22 protein-coding genes are annotated in these 18542 nt (G+C 71.9%); 12 read left to right on the top strand and 10 right to left on the bottom strand.

Annotated features, from left to right (window positions below; genetic code table 11):
• Positions 1-49: 49 nt before the first annotated feature.
• Genes OG429_RS23850 through deoC form a run of 3 tightly spaced genes read right to left on the bottom strand, consistent with a single transcriptional unit; the run spans position 50 to position 3361 of the window.
• Complete coding sequence (locus tag OG429_RS23850; RefSeq protein WP_328927300.1) at positions 50-964, bottom strand: aldehyde dehydrogenase family protein; 915 nt, start codon at positions 962-964, stop codon at positions 50-52.
• Positions 957-2393 (bottom strand): aldehyde dehydrogenase family protein, encoded by a 1437-nt coding sequence (locus OG429_RS23845; RefSeq protein WP_328927299.1) that lies wholly within the window; start codon positions 2391-2393, stop codon positions 957-959. The genes OG429_RS23850 and OG429_RS23845 overlap by 8 nt, the downstream gene beginning before the upstream one ends.
• Positions 2394-2398: 5 nt before the next feature.
• Positions 2399-3361: a deoxyribose-phosphate aldolase gene (gene deoC, locus OG429_RS23840; protein ID WP_328930392.1), complete on the bottom strand. Its 963-nt coding sequence runs from the start codon at positions 3359-3361 to the stop codon at positions 2399-2401.
• Between the two features lie 266 nt (positions 3362-3627).
• On the opposite strand from deoC, the gene OG429_RS23835 reads away from it, so the two are divergent.
• The 5 genes from OG429_RS23835 (at position 3628) to OG429_RS23815 (ending at position 6888) form a co-directional block, all read left to right on the top strand.
• A complete protein-coding gene (locus tag OG429_RS23835) occupies positions 3628-4608 on the top strand; it encodes a hypothetical protein (RefSeq protein WP_328927298.1) in 981 nt (326 codons plus the stop codon).
• 92 nt (positions 4609-4700) lie between these two features.
• Positions 4701-5339: a class F sortase gene (locus OG429_RS23830; RefSeq protein ID WP_328927297.1), complete on the top strand. Its 639-nt coding sequence runs from the start codon at positions 4701-4703 to the stop codon at positions 5337-5339.
• Positions 5340-5364: 25 nt separating this feature from the next.
• Positions 5365-6000, top strand: coding sequence for a PH domain-containing protein (locus OG429_RS23825; protein ID WP_328927296.1), 636 nt, complete (start codon positions 5365-5367; stop codon positions 5998-6000).
• 76 nt (positions 6001-6076) lie between these two features.
• On the top strand, positions 6077-6649 hold the full coding sequence (locus OG429_RS23820; RefSeq protein WP_328927295.1) for a VanZ family protein: 573 nt from the start codon (positions 6077-6079) through the stop codon (positions 6647-6649).
• A gap of 38 nt (positions 6650-6687) precedes the next feature.
• A complete protein-coding gene (locus OG429_RS23815; protein ID WP_266934634.1) occupies positions 6688-6888 on the top strand; it encodes a PspC domain-containing protein in 201 nt (66 codons plus the stop codon).
• Between the two features lie 24 nt (positions 6889-6912).
• On the opposite strand, the gene OG429_RS23810 is transcribed toward OG429_RS23815, so the two are convergent.
• The 3 genes from OG429_RS23810 to OG429_RS23800 all read right to left on the bottom strand — a co-directional run bounded on the left by OG429_RS23810 (position 6913) and on the right by OG429_RS23800 (position 9348).
• Positions 6913-7674, bottom strand: a complete 762-nt coding sequence (locus OG429_RS23810) for a hypothetical protein (protein WP_328927294.1) — start codon at positions 7672-7674, stop codon at positions 6913-6915.
• 127 nt (positions 7675-7801) lie between these two features.
• Positions 7802-8059: a hypothetical protein gene (locus tag OG429_RS23805; RefSeq protein ID WP_328927293.1), complete on the bottom strand. Its 258-nt coding sequence runs from the start codon at positions 8057-8059 to the stop codon at positions 7802-7804.
• A gap of 140 nt (positions 8060-8199) precedes the next feature.
• Positions 8200-9348 carry an adenosine deaminase gene (locus tag OG429_RS23800; RefSeq protein WP_328927292.1) on the bottom strand — a complete coding sequence of 383 codons (1149 nt, stop codon included), beginning with the start codon at positions 9346-9348 and terminating at the stop codon, positions 8200-8202.
• 114 nt (positions 9349-9462) lie between these two features.
• Here OG429_RS23800 and OG429_RS23795 point away from each other — a divergent pair, with 114 nt between their 5' ends.
• From OG429_RS23795 to OG429_RS23780, 4 genes are all read left to right on the top strand, one after another.
• Positions 9463-10188: an alpha/beta hydrolase family protein gene (locus OG429_RS23795; RefSeq protein ID WP_328927291.1), complete on the top strand. Its 726-nt coding sequence runs from the start codon at positions 9463-9465 to the stop codon at positions 10186-10188.
• A 65-nt stretch (positions 10189-10253) separates the two neighbouring features.
• On the top strand, positions 10254-10622 hold the full coding sequence (locus OG429_RS23790) for a cupin domain-containing protein (RefSeq protein WP_328927290.1): 369 nt from the start codon (positions 10254-10256) through the stop codon (positions 10620-10622).
• A gap of 283 nt (positions 10623-10905) precedes the next feature.
• The gene (locus OG429_RS23785; protein ID WP_328927289.1) at positions 10906-11496 is read left to right on the top strand and encodes a hypothetical protein; all 591 of its coding nucleotides are present in this window, start codon (positions 10906-10908) and stop codon (positions 11494-11496) included.
• A 17-nt stretch (positions 11497-11513) separates the two neighbouring features.
• Entirely contained in the window at positions 11514-11936 is a 423-nt protein-coding gene (locus OG429_RS23780; protein WP_328927288.1) for a helix-turn-helix domain-containing protein, read from the top strand.
• On the opposite strand, the gene OG429_RS23775 is transcribed toward OG429_RS23780, so the two are convergent.
• A complete protein-coding gene (locus OG429_RS23775; RefSeq protein WP_328930391.1) occupies positions 11933-12871 on the bottom strand; it encodes a LysR family transcriptional regulator in 939 nt (312 codons plus the stop codon). The genes OG429_RS23780 and OG429_RS23775 overlap by 4 nt on opposite strands.
• A 98-nt stretch (positions 12872-12969) precedes the next feature.
• On the opposite strand from OG429_RS23775, the gene OG429_RS23770 reads away from it, so the two are divergent.
• Positions 12970-14268, top strand: a complete 1299-nt coding sequence (locus tag OG429_RS23770) for an MFS transporter (protein WP_328927287.1) — start codon at positions 12970-12972, stop codon at positions 14266-14268.
• Between the two features lie 102 nt (positions 14269-14370).
• Positions 14371-15084, top strand: a complete 714-nt coding sequence (locus OG429_RS23765) for a L,D-transpeptidase family protein (protein WP_405678856.1) — start codon at positions 14371-14373, stop codon at positions 15082-15084.
• Here OG429_RS23765 and OG429_RS23760 read toward each other — a convergent pair.
• Positions 15060-16409: an MFS transporter gene (locus tag OG429_RS23760; RefSeq protein ID WP_328927286.1), complete on the bottom strand. Its 1350-nt coding sequence runs from the start codon at positions 16407-16409 to the stop codon at positions 15060-15062. The two genes, OG429_RS23765 and OG429_RS23760, sit on opposite strands and share 25 nt — an antisense overlap.
• A gap of 180 nt (positions 16410-16589) precedes the next feature.
• Here OG429_RS23760 and OG429_RS23755 point away from each other — a divergent pair, with 180 nt between their 5' ends.
• Positions 16590-17594, top strand: coding sequence for a sigma-70 family RNA polymerase sigma factor (locus tag OG429_RS23755; protein WP_328927285.1), 1005 nt, complete (start codon positions 16590-16592; stop codon positions 17592-17594).
• On the opposite strand, the gene OG429_RS23750 is transcribed toward OG429_RS23755, so the two are convergent.
• Positions 17481-17816 carry an STAS domain-containing protein gene (locus OG429_RS23750; protein WP_328927284.1) on the bottom strand — a complete coding sequence of 112 codons (336 nt, stop codon included), beginning with the start codon at positions 17814-17816 and terminating at the stop codon, positions 17481-17483. The two genes, OG429_RS23755 and OG429_RS23750, sit on opposite strands and share 114 nt — an antisense overlap.
• A gap of 52 nt (positions 17817-17868) precedes the next feature.
• The gene (locus OG429_RS23745) at positions 17869-18456 is read right to left on the bottom strand and encodes a Uma2 family endonuclease (protein WP_328927283.1); all 588 of its coding nucleotides are present in this window, start codon (positions 18454-18456) and stop codon (positions 17869-17871) included.
• Between the last annotated feature and the right edge of the window lie 86 nt (positions 18457-18542).

Genomic DNA, 18542 nt, shown 5'->3' with positions numbered 1-18542 from the left:
CCGGCAGCGTGGACGGACGCTGCCGGGGCCGGACTGTCCCGGGCGGGCTCTAGTACGAGGAGCCGCCCGCGCCCAGCGACCCGGTGGGGTGCCAGACGGTCTTGGTCTCCAGGAACGCGGTCATGCGCCGCGTACCCGGGTCCGCGCTCCAGTCGTCCACAGGCTGTGGACGCAGGACGCGCTTGAGGTTGTCGGCCGCCGCGATCTCCAGCTCCTTGGCCAGCGCGACATCCGCACCCGCCAGGTCGATCGCGTTGACGTCCTGGTGGGACGCCAGGTGCGGGCCCATCTCGGCGGCCTTGCCGGACAGGATGTTGACCACTCCGCCGGGCAGGTCGGAGGTGGCGAGCACCTCGCCGAGGGAGAGCGCCGGGAGCGGCGCCTTCTCGGAGGCGATCACGACGGCCGTGTTGCCGCCGGCGATCACCGGGGCGAGCACCGAGACCAGGCCCAGGAAGGACGAGTCCTGCGGGGCGACGACCGTGACGACACCGGTCGGCTCGGGGGTGGAGAGGTTGAAGAACGGGCCCGCGACCGGGTTGGCCCCGCCGACGATCTGGCCGATCTTGTCGGTCCAGCCCGCGTACCAGACCCAGCGGTCGATGGCCGCGTCCACGACGGCCGCCGCCTTCGACTTGGACAGGCCCTCGGCCTCGCCGACCTCGCGGACGAACTGGTCCCGGCGGCCCTCCAGCATCTCGGCGATGCGGTAGAGGATCTGGCCCCGGTTGTACGCGGTCGCGCCCGACCAGCCGCCGAAGGCCTTGCGGGCGGCGACGACCGCGTCACGCGCGTCCTTGCGGGAGGACAGGGGGGCGTTGGCCAGCCACTTGCCCTTGCCACCCGACGATGTTTTCGCCGTCACCTCGTACACCCGGCCGCTCTCGGAGCGGGGGAACTTGCCCCCGACGTACAGCTTGTAGGTCTTGAAGACGCTCAGACGCGCCGTCGACGACTCAGACATCGAGGTAACCCTCCAGGCCGTGGCGACCGCCCTCGCGGCCGAAGCCCGACTCCTTGTAACCGCCGAACGGCGAGGTCGGGTCGAACTTGTTGAACGTGTTGGCCCAGACGACGCCCGCGCGGAGCTTGTTCGCGACCGCGAGGATGCGGCTGCCCTTCTCCGTCCAGATGCCGGCGGACAGGCCGTACTGGCTGTTGTTGGCCTTCGCGACGGCCTCGTCGGGCGTGCGGAAGGTCAGCACGGACAGCACCGGGCCGAAGATCTCGTCGCGGGCGACGGTGTGCGCCTGGGTGACGTTCGTGAAGAGCGTCGGGGCGAACCAGTAGCCGGCGGACGGCAGCTCGCAGGCCGGGGACCAGCGCTCGGCGCCCTCGGCCTCGCCGGTGTCCGCGAGCGCGGTGATCCGGGCGAGCTGCTCGGCGGAGTTGATCGCGCCGATGTCGGTGTTCTTGTCGAGCGGGTCGCCGAGGCGCAGCGTGGACAGGCGGCGCTTGAGCGAGTCGAGCAGCTCGTCGTGGATCGACTCCTGGACCAGCAGGCGGGAGCCCGCGCAGCAGACCTGGCCCTGGTTGAAGAAGATGCCGTTGACGATGCCCTCGACGGCCTGGTCGATGGGCGCGTCGTCGAAGACGATGTTGGCGCCCTTGCCGCCCAGCTCCAGAGTGACCTTCTTGTCGGTCCCGGCGACGTGGCGGGCGATCTTCTTGCCCACGGCGGTCGAGCCGGTGAAGGCGACCTTGTTGACGTCCGGGTGCTCGACGAGGGCCGCGCCCGCGTCCCCGTACCCGGTGAGGATGTTGACGACGCCCTTGGGCAGGCCGGCCTGGCGGCAGATGTCCGCGAAGAACAGCGCCGACAGGGGCGTGGTCTCGGCGGGCTTCAGGACGACCGTGTTGCCGGTGGCGAGCGCCGGGGCGATCTTCCACGCGAGCATGAGGAGGGGGAAGTTCCAGGGGATGACCTGGCCCGCCACGCCCAGCGGGCGCGGGTTCGGGCCGTAGCCCGCGTGGTCGAGCTTGTCGGCCCAGCCCGCGTAGTAGAAGAAGTGCGCGGCGACCAGCGGGAGGTCCGCGTCGCGGGTCTCCTTGATCGGCTTTCCGTTGTCCAGGGTCTCCAGGACGGCCAGCTCGCGGCTGCGCTCCTGGATGATCCGGGCGATGCGGAAGAGGTACTTGGCGCGCTCGGAGCCGGGCAGCGCGGACCACTTCTCGAAGGCCTTGCGGGCGGCCTTGACGGCGCGGTCCACGTCGGCGGCGCCCGCCTGGGCGACCTCGGCCAGGACTTCCTCGGACGACGGCGAGACGGTCTTGAAGACCTTGCCGTCGGCGGCGTCGGTGAACTCACCGTCGATGAAGAGGCCGTAGGAGGGGGCGATGTCGACGACCGAGCGGGACTCGGGAGCCGGTGCGTACTCGAAGAGGGATGCCATGGTGATCAGTCCACCGTCACGTAGTCGGGACCGGAGTAACGGCCGGTGCTCAGCTTCTGGCGCTGCATCAACAGGTCGTTGAGCAGGCTGGAGGCGCCGAAGCGGAACCAGTGGTTGCTCAGCCAGTCCTCGCCCGCGGTCTCGTTGACCAGGACCAGGAACTTGATCGCGTCCTTGGTGGTGCGGATGCCGCCGGCCGGCTTCACGCCGATCTGGATTCCAGTCTGCTCCCGGAAGTCGCGTACGGCTTCGAGCATGAGCAGGGTGTTGGCCGGGGTGGCGTTGACGCCCACCTTGCCCGTCGACGTCTTGATGAAGTCGGCGCCCGCGAGCATGCCGATCCAGGAGGCCCGGCGGATGTTGTCGTACGTGGACAGCTCGCCGGTCTCGAAGATGACCTTGAGGCGGGCCGCGGTGCCGTCGGGGCGCACGCACGCCTCCTTGACGGCCTTGATCAGCTCGTAGGTGTCGAGGTAGCGGCCGGCGAGGAAGGCGCCACGGTCGATGACCATGTCGATCTCGTCGGCGCCGGCGGCCACGGCGTCGGCCGTGTCCGCGAGCTTGACCGGCAGGGCCGCGCGGCCGGCCGGGAACGCGGTGGCGACGGAGGCGACCTTGACGTCGGCGCCGTTCAGCGCCGCCTTCGCGGTGGCCACCATGTCGGGGTACACGCAGACGGCGGCCGTCATCGGGGTGCTGCGGTCGGTCGGATCGGGGTTGACGGCCTTGGCGGAGAGCGCCCGGACCTTGCCCGGGGTGTCCGCGCCTTCCAGCGTCGTCAGGTCGATCATCGAGATGGCCAGGTCGATGGCGTACGCCTTGGCCGTCGTCTTGATCGAACGGGTGCCGAGGGAGGCCGCGCGGGCCTCCAGACCGACAGCGTCGACGCCGGGCAGCCCGTGCAGGAAGCGGCGCAGCGCACTGTCGGACGTCGTCACGTCAGCGAATGCGGTGAGGGTGGTGGGCATGGTCACCAGATGAGCATATCTACGCGCGTAGCGACCTGTCACCCCCCGGATCCCATTCCGGAGGATCGCTATGGAATCGACACCTCCGCTCCGACACCCTTCCGGCCGTTACACGGACATGACGGGAGCCGGATCCTCCGGCCGCACAAGATCCATAGATTTCTCTTCAGCAGCCCGCCACACCTGACCCGGTGAACCAGACCGAACAGACACAACGCGGCATGCGGCTCTCCTCCACTCTCCTCACCCACGCTTCAGGAGTCGTTATGCGTACCGCCCTCGTCCTCCGCACCTCGATCGTCACCGCCGCCCTCGCGGGCGCGATGCTCCTCCCGGCCGCCGGCGCCGCGTTCGCCGCGTCGGCCGCGGCCCCGCAGGCAGCCGCGGCCTCGGACGACAGCCGCTACGAGGGCGAGGTCCACGCCATCGGCCAGGGCCTGGTCGCGGTGCTGCGCAACAAGGAGGAGGGCCCCGAGGCCTGGATCCGCTGGGTCGGCCCCGAGTGGAAGCCGGGCGACCCCTACCTGGTCTCGGTCGTGGCGAAACTAGACCGGACCCGGACCTCCGACAAGGTCGGCGACGTGTACCTCGAGCTCACCGAGGCCGAGTCCGCCAAGCCCGTGCTCGTCGTCACCAGGGGCGGGGTTGCCAAGTCCTACCCGCTGCCCGCGGGCCAGGCCGCCGCGGAGTGCCGGGTCGGGCCGAAGCAGGAGTCGCTGGGCGCGGGCGTGAGCGCCTACCTGTACTTCGGCGAGTACGGCCCGGAGGCGTACCTCTTCCACTCCGGCGACGACCGCGGCTTCGCCCGCCTGGACCGCGACAACCCCGCGCTGCCCGATGCGCAGGGGATCATCGTCCGGATCGTGAACCCCAGCGGCGCCGCGCCCGTCCTCGAGTGGAAGACCCAGGGTGGCGCCGACGCCCCGTTCGGCCGGACCTCCTTCCCCGCTTTCCCCAAGGGGTGCAAGCCGAAGTACACGTTCGCCAACGACAAGACGGTGGAGCCCAGCACCCCCGCCCCCAAGCCGTCCGCCACCGCGTCCACCCCGGCCGGCAAGAAGGCCCAGACCACGGGTCAGACCACCGTGGTCCCGAAGGGCCCGGTCGCCGCGGGCGCCGAGCTCCCGGTCGAGACCGCCGCGGGCACCGGCAACACCGCCACCATGGCGGCCGGCGCCGGCCTGATCGCCGCCTTCGGGGCCCTGGGCGCCAGCGTGGTCCTGCGCCGCCGCCGCGCTCAGGGCTGATCCGCTCCCGGTCCCCCTCTCGCCTCGCCTGTGGCGGGCCACCCCTCGCGGTGGCCCGCCACAGCCCGTTTCCCGTTTCCCGGAGCGTCCCCATGGCCCACCGCGCCGCCCGCCCGCTGCTCACCGCCGTCCTCCTCGTCGCCGCCCTGACCGGCTGCGGCAGCGCCGCCACGCCCGGCAGCACGCCCGCCGCCCCGCCCGGCACGCAGCCCGCGGCCTCCGCCCCGCCCGCCGTCACCCCCACGTCCGCGCCGGCGGCCCCGGCACCGGCCGCCCCGCTGCCCGCCTCCGCGCCCGTACGCGTACGGATCCCCTCGGCCGGGGTCGACGCCTCGCCGCTCCTGAAGCTGGGGCTGGCCGCCGACGGCACCGTCGAGGTGCCCTCCGTGGCCGACGGGGACAAGATCGGCTGGTACGACAAGGGCGTCACTCCCGGCGAGACCGGCCCGGCCGTGCTGATCGGCCACTTCGACACCGCCCGCGGCCCGGCCGTGCTCAAGGACGTCTCGCGCGTCCGCACCGGTGACGAGATCACCGTCTCCCGCGCGGACGGCAGCACCGCCGTCTTCCGCGTCCGCGAGCTGGAGCAGGTCGACAAGAAGCACTTCCCCACCACCAAGGTGTACGGGGACACCTCCCGGCCTGAGCTGCGCGTCATCACCTGCGGGGGCGCGATCACCGACGGCCACCGGCCCGACAACATCATCTTGTACGCCGATCTCGTGGGCTGAGACCGCGTGGGGCAGAATCGACCGCATGAGCAGCCAGCAGCCCTCCGACGAGCCGGTGTACGACGACCGGGTCTACCGCTCCTCCATGGCCGTGGTCACGGGCGTGCTGCTGCTCGCCCTGATCGCGTGGCTCTGCGGGGACGCCGTGGTGCGGGGCTCCGGGAACACCCCGTGGATCGCGCTCGCGGTCGCGCTGTGCGCCGTACCGCTGGTCGTGGCCTTCACCATCCGCCCGGCCGTCTTCGCCAATGCCGACCGGCTGCGCGTACGCAACCCCTTCCGGGTCATCGAGCTGCCGTGGGCGGCCGTGGACTCGGTGCGCGCCGGGTACTCGGCCGAGGTGCTGGCGGAGGGTTCGAAGTATCAGCTCTGGTCCGTCCCCGTCTCGCTGCGCGACCGCAAGAAGGCGGCCCGCCAGCAGCAGCCCGGCCGCCGCGGCGGCGTGGCCCCGTCCTCCACGGACGCGCAGAAGCCGGCCGTACCGGCCGAGCCGCACCGGGCCGAGGCCGACCGGGTCGTGGAGGAGCTGCGGGACCTGGCGGAGCGCGGTGCCTCGCGGCCCGGCGCCCAGGGCAGCGTGCGCGTGACGTGGTCGTACGAGATCATCGCGCCGGTCGTGGCCGGCGCGCTGGTGCTGATCGTGCTCCTCGCCACGGGCTGACCGGTCCCCGTACGTGCTCCCCAGCACATCCCACGCGGGCGGAACCGGGGCCACCGGACGGTGCGTCCTCGCAGGTGTGCAGCGCAATGAGGCCGGCGGCAGCGCCGCCACCGCCATTCATCTCCGGTTCCGGCTCCTGGCAGCCGTCCTGCTGGTCGCCCACCTCCTGGTCGTCGGCTGGCTGACTCTTCGGCCGCTGGACGTGCCCTGGGCCGCGGCCGCCAATCTGAACCCGCTGGCGGGGATCAGGGCGGACCTCGCCTACGGGCCGCTGGAGGCCGCTCACCGGATCGGCGAGGGACTGGCGCTGCTGGCCCCGCTCGGGGTGCTGCTGCCGCTGGTCAGCGGGCGGCTCGCGCCGTCGGCGCTGTCCGCGTGGTCCTCGCTCGCCCGGACGGCGGCAGCGGGCGCGCTGGTCTCGGTGTGCATCGAGATGCTCCAGACCGCGGTGCCGGGCCAGGTGGTCGACGTGGACTCGGTCCTGCTGAACACCGTCGGGGTGCTGCTCGCGCACGCGGCCGTCGTACCGGCGCTGCGCGCCCGGATGAGGCGCTCACGCACCGCTTATCAGGGGGCCACCCCGAGAATTACCAGGGTCGGGCTCGGCCCCTGGACCGAGGTCCTGTCGGCGGTTCCCCGGGAGTATTGAGGCATCGCAGAAAAGCGATCCCGATGAAGGAGAACCCCATGAGCGCCCTTGCCCGCCCCCGTGACGGCCGGTGGATCGGCGGAGTCTGCGCCGGACTGGCGCGCCGCTTCGGAATGTCCGCGAACACGATGCGCGTCATATTCGTCGTCTCGTGCCTGCTGCCCGGCCCGCAGTTCCTCATCTACCTGGCGCTGTGGCTGCTCCTGCCGAACGAGAAGTCCGCCTCCACCGCCTGGTAGGCCCTCCGCCGGACCGGGGGCGCGTCAGCCGGCCCGCTGGACCTTCTCCAGCTGCTTGTCGGCGACCTCCTGCGGCACCTGGGTCTTCTGCTGGCCGGCCGCCACGTTGAGGGCCATCAGCCGCACGATGGTCTCTCCCTCGCGTACGACGACCATGTGGACCTGTGCCGAGACGTCCTGGGCGGCCGCGGTCGTGGTCCAGCTGACGCTCTCGTCGCCGGACGTGCGGTATCCGGCGGCCCGCACCTCGCGGTAGCTGCCGGTCTGCTTCTCGACCGTGGCGGAGAAACCCGTACCGCAGGCCGCGACGGCGGCCTTGAGGCGGGCGATGAGCGTCTTGGCGTCGCTCTCGGCGTAGGAGCTGACCGACGCGGAGACCGCGAGTCCGACCTGCTTCTGGGAGCCGACGCCGCGGTTGACGGTCTCGCGCGCGGCCGGGTCCGGCTTGTCGCCCATGATGTCGGCCAGCGGCTGGCAGGCCTTCTTGTCGGCCTGCGGCTGACCGTTCGGGGCGCTCGGATTCTTGCCCTGGGCGGAGATCTGGTAGCCGGGCAGGTCGCCCTGTTCCAGCGCGGACCGCTCCAGCCTGCTGCCGGCCTTGGGCGCGGCGGAGCCGCCGGGGGCGGTCGCCGCCGGGCCGCCGGGCGCTCCCGAGGCCTGACCTGCGGAACCCTTGGGGTCCGGGTCCTTGCCCTTCGCGGGGCTGCCCGTGCCGGCGCAGCCGACCGCCGCGAGCAGCAGGGCGGGGACCAGCGCGACCATCGTCGCTCGTGCCTTCATGCGCATGACCAAGAACCTCATACCGATGGGGTCGGCGGGCAGTTGGTGGTGATCGTGGCACACGGCACGGCGGTACACACACCTCGTCGAAGAGGCGTGCGACCGCCGTGCGCGCGTTCGCATCGGGACAGCGTCAGCCGCCGTTGAGGGCGCCGGTGAGCGGGTTCAGCAGGCCGGTGACCGAGGAGGTGGGGTCGCTCGACTGCTGGCCCCCCTGGGTGCCCGCCTGCTGCTGGCTGGTGACCCCCTGGAGCGCACCCGTGGCAGTGCCCAGCGCGTCGGTGAGACCGACGGCCGGGAGGGCGGCGGCGGAGGCGGTACCGGCGGCGACGGCGGCGAAGGCGGCACCGAGAGCGGCGGCACCGAGGATCTTGGCAGCTGACTGCTTCATGAAAAATATTCCTTGCGACGGGGAATTTGAGCGGCTTCGCAAACTAGTCACGTGAAACCCCCGCCCGCAAACATCCGTAAATACGAGAAAGCGCCCGGGAATTGCTCCTCCCGGGCGCTTTCAGTACGTCATGCCGTGGCCTACGCCGAGACAGAACCGCTGGTGGAAGCGGTCTGCTGGAACAGCCACTCCGACTTCAGTTCCGCATAACCGGGCTTGATGACCTCGTTGATCATGGCCAGTCGTTCATCGAAAGGAATGAACGCGGACTTCATCGCATTGACGGTGAACCACTGCATGTCGTCGAGCGAGTAGCCGAAGGTGTCGACCAGGTGCTCGAACTCGCGGCTCATGCTGGTGCCGCTCATCAGGCGGTTGTCGGTGTTCACCGTGAGCCTGAAGTGCAGCTTCCGCAGCAGGCCGATCGGGTGCTCGGCGTACGAGGCGGCCGCGGCCGTCTGCAGGTTCGACGTCGGGCACATCTCCAGGGGGATGCGCTTGTCCCGGACGTACGAGGCGAGGCGGCCCAGCTTCACGGAGCCGTCGGCGGCGACCTCGATGTCGTCGATGATCTTCACGCCGTGACCGAGGCGGTCGGCGCCGCACCACTGCAGGGCCTGCCAGATCGACGGCAGGCCGAAGGCCTCGCCCGCGTGGATCGTGAAGTGGTTGTTCTCGCGCTTGAGGTATTCGAAGGCGTCGAGGTGGCGGGTGGGAGGGAACCCTGCCTCGGCGCCGGCGATGTCGAAGCCGACGACGCCGTTGTCGCGGTAGCGGTTGGCCAGCTCCGCGATCTCCAGCGCGCGGGCGGCGTGGCGCATCGCGGTCAGCAGGGCGCCGACGCGGATGCGGTGGCCGCTCGCCTTGGCGCGGCGCTCGCCCTCGCGGAAGCCGTCGTTCACGGCCTCGACGACCTCTTCGAGGGTCAGGCCGGCTTCCAGGTGCTGCTCGGGGGCGTAGCGGATCTCGGCGTACACGACGCCGTCCTCGGCCAGGTCCTCGGCGCACTCGGCGGCGACCCGGAAGAGGGCCTCCTTCGTCTGCATGACCGCGCAGGTGTGGGCGAAGGTCTCCAGGTAGCGCGGAAGGGAACCGGAGTCGGCGGCTTCCCGGAACCAGATGCCGAGCTTGTCGGCGTCGGTCTCGGGGAGGTTCTCGTAGCCGACCTCGCGGGCCAGCTCGATGATGGTCCCGGGGCGCAGTCCACCGTCGAGGTGATCGTGCAGGAGCACCTTCGGGGAGCGGCGGATCTGATCCGGGGTCGGCAGGTTGGGGGTCTCGCTCGTCATCTGGGCACTCTAGCTCCTACGCGCGTAGAGCGACGCGCCGACGACGGCCGCAGATATGTAACAGTGCCCGCGCGGACGGATGGCGTACACCTCGGCGTCTGAGACTGTTCCGTCATGGCACAGCATGCGCCGCCGGCGCGCGGGGCCCGCCTGGGGCGGGCGGCCGGCGCGAACGGCTCGGGTTCGACGGTCAGTGGTGTGGTGCTCCTGCTTCCCGGAGCGTCCAGATTCTCCCCCGGTCCACTGCGTCCCCTCGGGCGGGCGCTGGTCCGGGCGGGCGTGGCGGAGGGGCTGGTCGCGCACGCCGTCGTCCACGGCGGGGGGTCCTCCCGCGAGGATCAGGCGGGGTGGGCGGCGGACGAGGTGGTGCGGCGGTACGGAGACGTGCCGGTGTGCCTGGCCGGCTACGGCGCGGGCGGCCTCGCCGCGCTGCGGGCGGCGGGCCACCACGCCGTCAACTCCGTGGTGTCGCTCGCTCCTTGCTTAGCGGATGCGGCGGCCGCGGCGGACTCGTCCGAACCGGTGAAACAGCTGTCGGGACGGCGGGTGCTGATCGTGCACGGCACGAACGACGCGCGCAGTGACCCAGAGGCATCGTTTCAGCTCGCCGCCCGGGCGAAGAAGGCCAACCGGTCGACCTGCCGCTTCGAGGTGCACTCGGACGGGCACGGGCTGCGCGAGCACCAGCCGGAAGTCGTCGCGCTGGTCGTGGACTTCGTACTGGGCTCGGTGTTCTCGGGACGGTACTCACGGCCGGTGACGGACGCGCTCGCCGCTCCCCCGCCGCTGGGCCTGCGGATGCCGCTGGCGTCGGGGTTCGGGCAGTCGCTGCGCAGGTGAGGAGCGGCTCCCGCGCGTAACGTGAGGAGTGGACTCGGGGCGTTCCCCTCCGGAGGCGATCAGTCATGGCCGGACTGCAGAGCAAGAACTTCGACAAGCCGGACGAGACGCGTCCGTTCGAGGACGGCAAGGGCCGGCTGGACCTGTTCAACACCGAGGGCGGGGCCGTCGGGCGCGCCGTCTTCGAGCCGGGATGGCGCTGGTCGGAGCACATCAAGCCGCTGGCGGGTACGGACAGCTGCCAGTCCGCTCACACGGGGTACGTGGTGAGCGGGCGCATGAAGATCGTCATGGACGACGGGGAGAGCGGCGAGATCGGCCCCGGCGACTTCATCCGGATCGCACCCGGACACGACGCCTGGGTCCTGGGTGACGAGCCTTGTGTCGCGCTGGACTGGACCGGATACGTCGACTACGCGAAGCCTTCCGGCTGACGCGTCCGCCGCTCCGGCCGACGGCCCCGACGGCCCCGGCGAGCCGCCGGCGGTCGCACCGGTCCGCCCGTGCCCGCCGCTCCGCCCCCTCACGGTCGGATGGCACCGATGGATCCCGGCGCGACCACCACGGTGCGGGCACCCACACGGCGGGCCCCCTTCACGCCGTGCTGCCACTGTGCCCCTTCGGCATATGCCGATCGCCGCCGGGCAGGCGTCGTCTTACCGCCTTGCGGGAACACGAGGGGTTTACGAACAGCCGCAGACCGGGACGAATACGCGTATGTCAGCCGATCGAGCCGACGATCTCAGCCCCGCGGCCCGACGCCTCTACGCGTACGCGGTCGAACGGAACGCCTTCGACGCGGCCGAGGCCACCGAAGCCCTGGGCGTGCGCGCGGCCGTCGCGATCACCGAGCTGGCCGCCGCGCACCTGCTCCAGCGGGCGCCGGGCGGCGGGCCCGACCGGTGGAGCGCGGTGGCGCCGCGTGCCGCGGCGGCCCGGGCGCTGGCCCCGCTGGCCCTGCTCGTGCGGGAGACCCACGACGAGATGGACCGGCTGCGGGGGCGGCTGGAAACGCTGGTGCCGGCGTACGAGGCGGGGACCGCGCACCGGGACCTGTGCGGTTCGGGGCGCCTGGAGCTGGTGACCGACCTCGGCACGGTACGGGGACTGATCGCGGAGCTGGCCGCGGCGTGCGAGCGGGAGCTGCTGACCTCGCAGCCGGGCGGGGGCCGGCCGCTGGAGACGCTGGAGGAGTCGATCGGGCGGGACGAGTCGCTGCTGGCTCGCGGGGTCCGGATGCGCACGATCTACCAGCACACGGCGCGGTACTCGCGGCCGACGGCGGCTGGGGGCACCTCCCAGCGGTAGCTGGGGGAGTCGAGCGGGTGACGGCGCTGGGCGCGCAGGTACGGACACTGGGCGACGGGCTGATGCGGATGCTGGTCTTCGACGACCACACGGGCCTGATGGCGGTACCGGACCGCAGCGGGGCGGCGCTGGTGGTGCGCGAACCGAATGTCGTGCACTTCATGACGGCGGCCTTCGAGCGGTCCTGGGTGGGGGCGGAGCCCTTTCCGGTGACGGTGAGTCCGGAGGCGGCGCGGTCGATCTCGGACGAGCTGCGGCAGACGATCGTACGGCTGCTGTCGGAGGGGCTGGAGGACAAGGTGATCGCGCGGCGGCTCGGCATGCCGGAGCGGACCTGCCAGCGGCACATCGCCGGGATCATGCGGACCGTCGGCGCCAAGTCCCGCTTCCAGGCGGGCTACTTGCTCTCCGCCCAGCCGCCGCCCCAGGTGTCCGGCTAGACGGGCGGCTCCAGTTCGGGGATCAGGCGGCCGCGGCGGGAGAGCAGGAAGCGTTTGAACTCCGCCACCGGAGGGGTGTCGGGGTGGCCGTCGAGCCAGGCGAGGCCGATCTCGCGGACGGCGCGCGGGGCGGTGACCGTCAGCTCGACGACGCCGGGACGGGCCACGGCCGGAGGCGGCAGGAGGGCGACGCCGAGGCCTGCGGCGACCAGGCCGCGCAGGGTCTCGGCCTCCTCGCCCTCGAAGGCCACGCGGGGGGTGAAGCCGGCCTCCGCGCACAGGTCGTCGGTGATGCGGCGCAGACCGTAGCCGGGCTCCAGGGTGACGAAGGTTTCCTCGGCGGCCTCGGCGAGGCGGATGCGCTTGCGGCCGGCGAGGCGGTGGTCGTCGGGGACGACGAGGCGCAGGCGCTGTTCGTCGAGGCGGCGGGCGACGAGGTCGGGGGCGTCGGGCAGGGGTGAGGTGAGGCAGAGGTCGAGCTCGCCCGCGCGCAGTCGCTCCAGCATGGCCTCGCCGTAGTTCTGGACGAGGGAGAAGCGCACGCGCGGGTGGTCGGCGCGGAAGGCGCGGATGAGGCCGGGTACGGTCTCGGAGCCCAGGGTGTGCAGGAAGCCGAAGGCGACCTTGCCGGAAGCCGGGTCGGCGTCCTGCTGGACGGATTCGGCGGCTCGGGCGATCCCGTCCAGGGCCTGCTCGGTGGAGGCCAGGAAGGTGCGGCCCGCCGTGGTGAGGGCGACGGTGCGGCCCTTGCGGGCGAACAGCGTGACGCCCAGGTCCTGTTCGAGACGGACCATGGCCCGCGACAGGGTGGACTGCGGGACGCCCAGTTCGTGGGCGGCCCGGGTGACGTGCTCGTGCCGGGCGACGGCCGCGAAGTACGCGAGGCGCGGGGCCAGCAAACGTGTCACCGACACGTCTTCTTCGTAACGGTTCATCGACATGCGCCGCCCTGAGCTGTACTGATGCGTGAGTGGATCGATTATCGCGATTCTGTGCATTGGACGCATGAAAAACACGGGCCTACCTTCGAGGCATGTCTCCCGCTCATACCGGGGCACCCGTCATCCCGGGTGCCTCCACCGCGTCGTTCCCGGCCTCCGAGACCACCACCCCTGAGGGCCGTGAGCCCGGCCGTCCCGGCTACCGCCGGATGAGCCTCGCGCTCTTCGCCGCCGGACTCGCCACCTTCGCCCTCCTCTACTCCACCCAGGCGCTGCTGCCCGCGTTCTCCGACGGCTTCGGGGTGACGGCGGGTCAGGCCAGCTGGACGGTGTCCGCGGCCACCGGCGCGCTCGCGCTGTTCGTCCTGCCGCTCAGCGCGCTGTCCGAGCGGTTCGGGCGCACCCGGATGATGACCTGGTCGATGGCGGTGGCCGTGGGCGTCGGCCTGCTGGTGCCCTTCGCGCCGAGCCTGGACTGGCTGGTGGCGCTGCGCGCCGTCCAGGGCGCGGCGATCGCCGGGATCCCGGCCTCCGCGATGGCGTACCTGGCGGAGGAGGTCAAGCCGAAGGCCCTGGTCGGGGCGATCGGCCTGTTCGTCGCGGGCAATTCCATCGGCGGCATGAGCGGTCGCATGGTCACCGGCTGGGCGGCGCAGCTGGGCGGCTGGCGGGTCGGTCTGCTGGCCGTCGGGCTGATGGCGCTGGCCTGCGCGGCGGCGTTCCTGGTGCTGCTGCCCCGGGCGCGGTTCTTCCGTCCGGCGTCGCTGAACCCGCGCGCGGTGGGCCGTACGGTCGCCGGTCACCTGCGCGATCCGCTACTGCTGCGGCTGTACGGGATCGGCGCGCTGTTCATGACCGTCTTCGGCGCCGTGTACACCGTCATCGGCTACCGCCTGGTGGACGAGCCGTTCTCGCTCGGGCAGGGCGTGATCGGGTCGATCTTCCTGATCTACCTGGTCGGTACGGTCTCCTCGGCCGCCGCCGGGCAGCTCGTGGCCCGCACGGGCCGCCGCGGCGCGCTGTACCTGGGGGTGACCACCACGGCGCTGGGGCTGCTGCTGTCGCTGTCCGACTCCCTGGCCGCGGTCCTGACCGGCCTGGTCCTGATCACGGCGGGCTTCTTCGCCGGGCACGCGGTGGCTTCCGCCGCGGTGAGCCGGACCGCGAAGTCGGGCCGCGCGCAGGCCTCCGCGCTCTACCAGTCCGCGTACTACCTGGGCTCCAGCGCGGGAGGCACCCTGGGCGCGCTCGCCTACCACTCCGCCGGCTGGGCGGCCACGGTCGGCATCGCGCTGCTGGCCGTCCTCGGCGTCGTCTCGATCACGCTGTACGGGTCCCACGCGGCCCGCGTGGAACGGCGGATGCCGGGTCCGGCTGTGGCCGCGCGCTGAAGAACTCGCCGGGAAAGGCGAGAAATACGTCCCCCTCTCCTGCAACTCGCGCTGGTTTCCGGGCATTCAACACGGAGACGTTCACGCGAAGGGGAGGACCGGATGGGGACGCTGACGACGCACCTGCGCGCGGGGCGACGGGCTGCCGCGGTGTTCGGCGGGGCGGTGGCGCTCGCGCTGCCGATGGTGGTCGCGGGCGGCGGAGCGGCGCGGGCCGCCTCCTGCAACCTCGGCACCGGGCCGTACCAGCGGCAGGTGGAACAGTTCCTGGGGCGGCCGGTGGACGGCAGGCAGTCGGCGGCCGACTGCACGGCCATCAGGGCCTTCCAGGCGAGCCACGGGATCACCCCGACCCAGGGCTACGCCGGGCCGCTGACCTGGCAGACGATGAGCACCATGCTGGCGCAGCGGGCGGCCGGCACCACCCCCAACAAGGCCGGCGCCTGCCCGGTGGACCGGGGGCGCATCGCCTGCGTCGACCTGACGCGGCAGCTCAGCTGGATCCAGGACGGCGCCGCCTTGAAGTACGGCCCCGTCCCGGTCCGCACGGGCAAGGACGGCACGGAGACCCGGACCGGCCTGAAGAAGATCTACTACCGGAGCATCGACCACTGGTCGACGATCTACGACGTGGCGATGCCGTACGCGCAGTTCTTCGACGGCGGCATCGCGTTCCACTCGACCACCAAGAGCATGTGGAACCCGCCGGGTTCGGGCGGCTGCGTGAACATGCGGCCCGCCGACGCCAAGGCGTACTGGAACCTGCTGGGGAACGGCGAGGACGTCTACGTCTACGGCCGCAAGCCCGGCACGTAGGGCCTGTCCGCCTCCGCCAGGGCGTCCAACCGCCGCAGGCTGGCGCGGCGTTGCACGAGGGACAGCCCCGCCACCGCCACCCCGAGGGCCAGCCAGCCCGCCGGGCCCGCCGTCATCACCGCGCCGGTCAGCAGCAGTGGGCCGGCGGACTTCTGGACGGACTGGGCCATGCCGGCCACGCCGAGGTACGAGGCGCGCGCCTCCCGGGGCGCGAGGGAGACCGCCAGCTCCCAGGAGCTCACCGAGCGCATCAGCTCTGCCGCCGTGGCCAGGACCGCCGCGGCGAGCAGGGCCGCCGAGGCGGTCCAGATCCCGCCGCCGGTGGCGGTGGCCAGGAGGACGCAGCACGCGAGCGTCGTCAGCCCGTACGCGGCGACGGCCGCCGCCGCCTGGCGGGGGCCCTGGACCTTCGCCGACACGCGCAACTGCAGGGCGACGACGAGCACGGTGTTGATGACCAGGAACGCCGGGACCAGGGCGTGCGGCGCCGTGGTGTGGTGCACCAGCCAGAGCGGCAGGCCGACGCCGAGGATCGAGTCGTCCAGGTTCATCGGGATGTCCAGCAGGGCGAACCGGAGGTAGCCGCGGTCCCGCCAGGGACCGCGCCCGGCCGCCCCGGCCGGCCCGGGATCTGCGGCCTCCCCGCCCGCCGCCTGCGGAGCGGCATCGCCGGGCCGTGCCGCCACGAGCCCGCGGCCGCGCGGCTCGCGGGTGCGCCACACCAGGGCCGCGGCCACGAGGAACGACAGCGCGTTGGCCAGGATCAGCACCTGGTAGGCGCCCCGGGTCCCGACGGCGAGGCCGATCGCGGCGAGGCCCGCGCCGAGCGCGTACCCGGCGTTGGCCGAACTGCGCGACAGCGCCTGGTAGGTGGAGCGCCGCTCGCCCGCGACCCGGGTGGCGAAGAGCATCTCCAGCGTCTTGGCCGCCCGGTCGCCCAGGTACGTGACGGCCACCACGAGCAGCAGCACGTCGAAGCGGGTGACCAGCAGCAGCGCGCAGAGGGTCCCGAGCCGGAGCAGGTGGCAGCCGATCAGCAGGGAGCGCACCGGGAAGCGGTCGGCGAGGTGGCCCGCCAGAGGTGATCCGGCGATGCCCGCCACTCCTGCCGCGCCCACCAGCAGGCCCAGCTGCCCGGCGTCGAGTCCGACCACGAAGGTGAAGTACAGGATGGAGGACGCGGCCCATACGCCCGTACCGGCGCGGTCCAGCAGCTGGGCGAGCAGCATGATCCGCGCGTCGCGGCCTCCCGGCGGTCGGCGCAGCTGCGCCAGCAGGCCGGGCTCCCCCCGCCGCGCCTTCCGTGTCTCCGTGCCGCGCCGCATCCCGGGCCTCCCCCTCCGCAGTCCATGTATCTCGATATCGAGATACATGGCGGAAGCCTGCCCCACATCAATCTTGACGTCAAGATACTTGATATCGATAGACATTCCCGTCCCGCTGCGACTGTCAGACCCCTCCGGTAGTTTCCGAAGTACCGGGAACTACCAGGGGGATGAACGGACATGAGCGACCTCGCCACCAGCACGGACCTGGACACCGCGCTGGACCGCTACCGGGTCGAGCTGACGGGGTACTGCTACCGGATGCTCGGCTCGTCCTTCGACGCCGAGGACGCGGTGCAGGACACGTACATCCGTGCCTGGCGCAGCTTCGAGAAGTTCGAGGGCCGCTCGTCGCTGCGGTCGTGGCTGTACCGGATCGCCACCAACGTCTGCCTGGACCTGCTGAACGCGGGGAACAAGCGCGCCCGGCCGATGGACCTGTCCGCCCCGCAGCACCAGGCCTCCGCCGTGCTGAACGAACGGCCCGAGGTGACCTGGCTGGAGCCGGTGCCGGACGGGCGGGTCCTGCCGCAGACCGCCGACCCTGCGGAGATGGCCCTCGCCAAGGAATCCGTACGGCTGGCGTTCGTCGCGGCCCTCCAGCACCTGCCGGCCAAGCAGCGGGCGGTGCTGATCCTTCGTGAGGTGCTGGCCTGGAAGGCGGACGAGGTCGCGACGCTGCTGGACACCACGGTGGCCTCGGTGAACAGCGCCCTGCAGCGGGCCCGGGCCACGCTGGCCGGCAGCCGGATCCGCGAGAGCGAGGCCGCCGACCCGCTGGACGCGGACCAGGCGAAGCTGCTGGAGCAGTACCTGACCGCCTTCGAGGCGTACGACATCTCGCGGCTCACCACGCTCCTGCACGAGGACGCGGTGCTGTCGATGCCGCCGTTCGACCTGTGGCTCCAGGGCCACGCGGACATCGCGGCCTGGCACCTGAACCAGGGCATCGGCTGCAAGGGCTCCCGCCTGATCCCGACCACGGCGAACGGCATGCCGGCCTTCGGCCAGTACCGGCCGGCCGCCTCGGGGACGGGCCACACCCCGTGGGCGCTCCAGGTGCTGGAGATCTCAGACGGCAAGATCGTCGGGCTCAACGCCTTCCTGGACACCGCCCGGTGGTTCCCGCTCTTCGGCCTCCCCGAGCAGCTCGACGAGTCCTACGAGGTCCAGCAGGGCACGTAGGGCCGGCGGCGCCCCGGTGATCCGGAAGGGCCGGGCCCCGGCGGTCAGCCGCAGCCGGGCCAGGGCCTCCACGGAGGCGAGGCCCGGCGAGGTGACGGCGGCGGCGTCGCACACCACGGCGGTCGCCCCGGCGTCGTACAGCCGGGCCAGGCTGGCGCACAGCAGCACGGCGTCGCGCGCGGTCGGGCTGGGTCCGGGCAGGACGAGTCGGGTGATCTCCATGCAGGAATGACTCCCTGCCCGGCCGGAACTCATCGAGCGCCGGGCGTTCGCCTCACGGCGTGGGGAAGACGGAGGTGTCGATCTCGATGCCGAATGGGGCGGGGAGCCGGAATGTGTCGCCGAACTTCCCGGCCCAGAGCACCCGGTAGACGTTTTCACTGGGCTCGCCGTAAAGCGTGACGGTAGGGCCTCCGGGGGCATGGCCGTCGATGAGGAGATACAGCGGGACACCGGCCTGCGCATATCCGGCGGCCTTCGCGATGCGGTCGTGAGAGGCGTTCGACGGAGAGGTGACCTCGACGGCGAGCTCAACAGCCGCCGCCGGGATGAACGGAGCGCCGTCGACCACGGCGTCAGGCGCCACCAGAAGGTCAGGAATGTAGAGCCCCGACCTCGATGGAACAGCTACCCCGAGGGTCTGGTGAACGTCCCAGTCCTCGGGAATGGCTGAAATCAGGCAGCGCTGCAGTTTGGCCGCGATCAGGCTGTGCTTTCCCACGGGCGGTGGCGCCACGGTGATGATCCCCTCGATGATCTCCACCTTGCAGCCCTCCGGCCAGTCCATCGCCTCCCAGCGGCGGACGAGCTCGTCCCAGCTGTCGCCACCCTGTGGCTCATGCTGGACGGTGAGTGCGCTCATGGAATGCTCCTCAATCGGTTCGTCACCGATCCCAGCATGCCGAACGGGACCGGCAAGGGTCTACCGGTCCCGTTCACCCGAAGGAG

The organism is Streptomyces sp. NBC_00190, from assembly GCF_036203305.1.
In the GTDB taxonomy this organism is placed as follows: Bacteria; Actinomycetota; Actinomycetes; order Streptomycetales; family Streptomycetaceae; genus Streptomyces.
This window is presented reverse-complemented; position numbering and strand designations above follow the sequence as displayed.